Source organism: Pseudomonas sp. BN415 (genome assembly GCF_029871195.1).
GTDB classification, from domain to species: domain Bacteria; phylum Pseudomonadota; class Gammaproteobacteria; order Pseudomonadales; family Pseudomonadaceae; genus Metapseudomonas; species Metapseudomonas resinovorans.
In genome coordinates, this window is the sequence record NZ_SSOK01000037.1 from 1 (window position 1) to 5,410 (window position 5,410).

Consider the following 5,410-nt stretch of genomic DNA (forward strand, 5'->3'; position numbering starts at 1 on the left):
CGGCGGGCTGCTGAGTTTGGCTTCACCCTGCAGGCTGTAGAAGGTGTTTCTTAGGAAGGCTACCGCTCTCTTGATGTCGGACGAACTCGATCGTACGCGCTGATAGACCAGTTGAGTGAGCAGGAGCCGGTGGAAGTGGTCTGTTCAGCTTTCGATGTGGCGCGGTCTTGCTACTACGCCCACCGTCTTCGACGGCGCCGTGTCGATGCTCGCCGCGTTGCGCTACGCAGCCAGGTCAACCAGTTGCCAGAGTCGAGGCTCGGCCGGCAGCCGCAGCATCCTGGGCCTGCTGCGCGAGGACGGCGTGACGATTGGCCGTTACCGCGTACGTCGGTTGATGCGTGAGTTGGGCCTAGTCAGCAAGCAGCCGGGCTCGCAGCTGGATCAGGCCGCACCAATTCAATGACGGGCTACCGCCTGCCGTGGCCGAAGAAAAACTCAACCCACTGTCCGGGATGGGTTGACCACTACACCCTAAAAAAGACCTCTAACTCGTACAGAAGGGAACGCTTAGCGGGATAGCGAAGAAGAACCATGCCCAATATGAATATTGAGTAGGACTTAGAAAACCTAGTTCTACTTATGAAAGAAAATATTCAGCCTCTACAGTAGAAAGAAAATCACTGATCGCACTCTCTGTTACCCTAACAAAATCAACAGAAGCAGCCTTACGATAGTGTTTAATAAAATCACCTTCTGCATGTACCGCATCTATTGAAACGATGAAATTCTTTACAACCTCTACTGCAGACTGTGAAACAGAGCACTTCCACCGCTTCGAACCATGAGCCAACTCGGACCTATTTCGACAGCTAACTACATGATCAATGTCCAGTGAAGCAGGAACAGGTGAGAGTCGCAGCAACAAGCCAACTCCACTTACCTTAACCCCTTGGTGATACAGATGGCCATTGCCTCGAACATCAACTTTCCTGCTGGCAACTAAAACTCCTGATAAATAGCACTCTAAGGCCCGCACACAATGATGAATCGCCTCATTTGAATAGCCTTGGCGTAAAGATAGAAAAACCGCATGCGCAAGATGAAGGCTTGCCGCCCATGTATATATCTTTCTGAAAAATATATAGTCCACACTATTTCTTGGAGGAACAACAAGATTAGAATGGATTAGTTTTCCGTCACGAAGATGCTCTGCACACGCCAGAAGACTCTTAAATGCAGCCGACTTAGCGAGCTCCAGCTTCTTAATAAATGCAATTGACTCCTGGACTGATCTAGATATCCCACTTACAGAATCACTAGATTGGCATTCTCCCAGGCAGGATCGAATCTCTAAGAAATTAAAAATATTCTCAAGTGCGATTAGCCTAACCCTCAAATCTGAAATAATCGGTGAGGAATCATAAGCAGCCAAAAAAGCTATCAGCAATCTAATAGTAGAGTCTAGAGAATCCAACCCTCTAGCGCCGACAACTGCCTGCGGGGAATTTAATACAAGAAAAAGAGAAAACTCCCCACATCTACTCAGAAGTAGAAGCTTACCATCAGCTGCAAAATACCTATCGCCCCATTTATCTCTACCGAGAGAATAAGAAAGAATCTCAACATCCAGCGGGGAAAGAAAGAAGCTCACATAAGAGAAACTGAAATTACTAACACCCAATTCCTCAAGATACTCTATAAACCCCCCACCCCCTTGAGGTTCATACATAATCAAATGGTGTTGACCACCACCCATCCGCCCGATAAGGCTCTCCACCTCCAGGGCGAAGAGCTCTTTATTATCATCAGCAGGCAAATTGATAGCTATAAAAGCCACTACTCGGCCTCAACGTCGGCGAATTTTTCCTCTACGGCTATGCCTCCGTCGTATTTGAAGGCTTTACGGAAATCACTAATAGCTCGTTTAACATCGCGCCCAACATATTTCTCAACTTGCACCTGAAACTCATTGCTTACCTCCTCCTGCTTTCTCTGATTCTCCCTAACTTCTTGCAATTGCTTCTGGTACTCCTCTTCCATACTAGAAAGCATCGCCCGCTCATCATCAGAAAGTAGAGCGAATTCTACCTTGTATGTTTTCAAGAAATATTTTTGTCTGAGCTTGTGATATTGACCTATGAGATCCCCAGCTCGAGCAACGCCCAAAATACGCAGGCGCTCTGCAACCTTAGTTGCGGAATCGTCATCAAGACCTAAGGATTGTGAAAAATCATCAGCGACTGCATCAGTAGCAAGGAGCGTCAGTATACAGTTGGCAATGGCCGCCCTTGATTCCTCAGTCGGCTTAATATTCACAGTTTCCCAGACCGTATATTGCATATATAACTTCTGAGGCTTCAATAGCTCGCCATCATTACGAAATGCCAGATTAAGCAACGTGACGAAAGACTGAGTAATCTTGAGTGGCGTAACAGCAAGATCTTTGAGTTTTTCTAGCAAAACACTCCAAGCATCTAATATGCCACGCTGAACAATCGCATACTGCAAAAGCCCCTCAACATGCCCGTCAAAAGCAGACTCAATTTCATTTTCAAAAGCAGCACAAATGTCTTTAGATCGACGATAAGCCTTTTCATCCTCTATAGGCTTATAATCAAGAATTTGTTGAATCGCTGAATTATAAAACTCTGGACTAAGAGAGGCATCCCTTTCTGCTTCTAGAGCATCAAGCGCATTGCAGAACTTCTTATGCAAAGACTTGTAGCCATCCATATTGAAGAATATCTCCTCCAAACATGGAACAACATGTTTTGCAACCTGCCCTTCTATGATTTTTTTCTGATGCAGCGAGAAATGCTCCCACTCGATTGCACTCGGCTCATCATCATCCCCATCACTATCTCCAGCATAGAGCTGAGCCTCAACCTCAGGTAAAGCCAGAACAAAGCTGAGCAATGATGATTTACCATTACTCGACCCAGCAAACGCCTTCGTAAGGGCCTTATCAAGTATCCCGATACTGGTGATAGAGTACGGACGATTTATTATCGTCGCATCTTTCTTAGACTTGATATTCCACTCAATTTGAGCAAGCCCACGAGCATTGTGTTTTTTAAACACTGCATCGCAGAATCTACGACAAATAATTCCACTTAAAGATGAATCGGAAAGCAAGATACTGAAGTGCCCCCCAACATGCTGCATGGTTGTATTAACGTCAACGAAGAGAGATCGGAAAACAGAATGAACTGTCAGAACCTCCTCCTTCATATACTCCTTGTAGGCAAGGGTACTATTCGGAGGAAAGAGAATACATACAGGAACACAGACGCCATCCAGAACCGCGGGGTTTAGCTTATAGACATGCATGAGAGCAGCCAAACGGTGTTGACCATCAATAACCACAAGGCTCGCACCTGCTTCGCTTCCCTTTGGCTTACGAATTGACAACCTTACAGGCGACTTATCAACTTTAAACTCTTCAAGGCTGCCATCCTTGAGAAGCTTCTGACTATAAGCAGAAATTCCAGAATCCAAGTAAAATTGGATTTTTAACTGCCCCGGCCACTCCCGATATAAAACTCCCTCATTTACATCTACATCTACTTTTTCATCAGGATAGTAAGGCTGCATAGCCTTATTTTTTACCGGAACAATTGCAACAAGAAGTGGAGGAAAAAATATAGATCTATTCTTCTGATCTGCCGAATTCAATGGATTTATGTATGGGACTACTGACTTTAATACTCGCTCTTTATCAATGTCGCGCTGCATTAACAACTCAAAATCCTGTCCATCCGGATGAAGATCCTGAGCAAAAGTCAAATCCAGGAGATCTGCAGCAGTAAAAGATGCCTGCAAATAATCGACCGGGAAAGAGCCACCCGAAAAGAAGCGACCAAAGCTTCCTACATGGTGAACATCATAGTGCTCTTGTGAGAATCTCTTCATACCCTCTCCTTTATATATTAGATAGCGGAGCTTTAAGCAATATATGCATTAGCCTTTCAATTGATCGAATATCTAAGCGCCCTGTAGATAATGGGATGCATCCAAATATCAAATCATCCCAAGACAAACCTGAACGCAAAAGCCGGGCACCAAAGACCTCTCGGTCAGATCGACCGTAAAAATTTGCTTTATGCTGTTTATATCTTTGCTCTAATGTTTGCTCGCTGGTCATGCCGCAGTAGATGGGGCTTGCCATTAAACTAGCTTTCTCAAGAGCATCAACAACTGTAGGAAGAGAATCTAGTTTCGCGCCCTCCATCGCAGACACGATATTAGAAGCACTTTTTTGCGATAGTAAAACCTCATAAAAATCCGAGGCATCTTGGCTTTTATTTTGCTCTCTAACCACGCCATCTAGAACTCTTGATGAGATCAGCTTCTGAATTTTTACCAGGCGCCGCTCCAAATTCCCCTTCGCATTCAGTAGCACATCACTAGAATATGGCTCGCCTCCCAGCAGACCGACTCTCTGCCTGGAAGCTAACAAGATGAAAAAACCATAGACGCCAGCTTCGCTTGGAAGCTCATCTTCTTGTGAAGGTCTGATAACTATCAAAAAAACTCCCTTTCGACTAAACCTGTCACTTTTAGGCAGCCAGAATTGAAGACGCTCATGCGCCATCCGCAATTAGAGCGTCACACCATTCTCAGGCTTTCCCCAGTAACACGTAGGCTTGATGCTCACCCGAAGCCTCCTGGCCTAAAGCAACAGTCCCCCAATCAACAGCCTAACTAGCCACCCCAGACACCATTCCGCTAGCAAGACTCTACCACGGCAGCTACTTAGAGAAGTAAATCCTCTTGGTACGAGATCGAGCCCAATAGCACCTTCTTTCCCTCCGGGCTGGCACTGTGTAGTGGTCACCCCATCCCGGACAGTGGGTTGAGTTTTTCTTCGGCCACGGCAGGCGGTAGCCCGTCATTGAATTGGTGCGGCCTGATCCAGTTGTAGCGGTACATCAGGTAATGACTGATGTACCGCTGCGCCTCCAGGGCTGTCAGGTAGCCGGTCGCGGGAATCCATTCCGACTTCAGGCTGCGGAACAGGCGCTCCATCGGCGAGTTGCCCCAGCAGTTACCCCGGCGACTCATGCTCTGCTGCATCCGGTAGCGCCAGAGCCGTTGCCGAAACACGCGACTGGCGTACTGGCTGCCCTGATCCGATGGAACAGCACCTGTTGTGGCTTGCCACGTTGTTCGTAGGCCATGTCCAGGGCCTTGATCACCAGCTCGGCATCCGGCTTGGCCTAGAACGCCCAGCCAATTACCCGCCGTGTATGCAGATCCAGCACCGCTGCCAGGTAATGCCAACGGCCTTGCGCCCAGACGTAGGTGATGTCGCCACACCAGACCTGATTGGGATGCTGGACAGCGAACTCGCGGTTCAGCCGGTTCGGGATATCCGGCCGTTCAACCGTGGCCTGTTTAGGCGTGCGAGCCCGGCTGCTTGCTGACTAGGCCCAACTCACGCATCAACCGACGTACGCGGTAACGG

At 47.4% G+C, this 5,410-nt stretch carries 3 protein-coding genes and 2 pseudogenes; 1 reads left to right on the forward strand and 4 read right to left on the reverse strand.

Translation table 11 applies throughout. From position 1 onward, the window contains the following. Nucleotides 1–54 precede the first annotated feature (54 nt). A pseudogene (locus E8F20_RS09950) lies at nt 55–376 on the forward strand (IS3 family transposase); the annotation flags it as partial. A 204-nt stretch (nt 377–580) separates the two neighbouring features. Here E8F20_RS09950 and E8F20_RS09955 read toward each other — a convergent pair. From E8F20_RS09955 to E8F20_RS09970, 4 genes and pseudogenes are all read right to left on the reverse strand, one after another. Then, nucleotides 581–1,780, reverse strand: coding sequence for a hypothetical protein (locus tag E8F20_RS09955; RefSeq protein WP_280283602.1), 1,200 nt, complete (start codon nt 1,778–1,780; stop codon nt 581–583). Continuing rightward, on the reverse strand, nt 1,780–3,855 hold the full coding sequence (locus tag E8F20_RS09960; RefSeq protein ID WP_280283603.1) for a hypothetical protein: 2,076 nt from the start codon (nt 3,853–3,855) through the stop codon (nt 1,780–1,782). Before E8F20_RS09960 ends, E8F20_RS09955 begins: the two co-directional genes overlap by 1 nt. A gap of 10 nt (nt 3,856–3,865) precedes the next feature. Next, nucleotides 3,866–4,471 carry a hypothetical protein gene (locus tag E8F20_RS09965; RefSeq protein ID WP_280283604.1) on the reverse strand — a complete coding sequence of 202 codons (606 nt, stop codon included), beginning with the start codon at nt 4,469–4,471 and terminating at the stop codon, nt 3,866–3,868. Nucleotides 4,472–4,776: 305 nt separating this feature from the next. After that, nucleotides 4,777–5,410: pseudogene (locus E8F20_RS09970) on the reverse strand (IS3 family transposase); the annotation flags it as partial.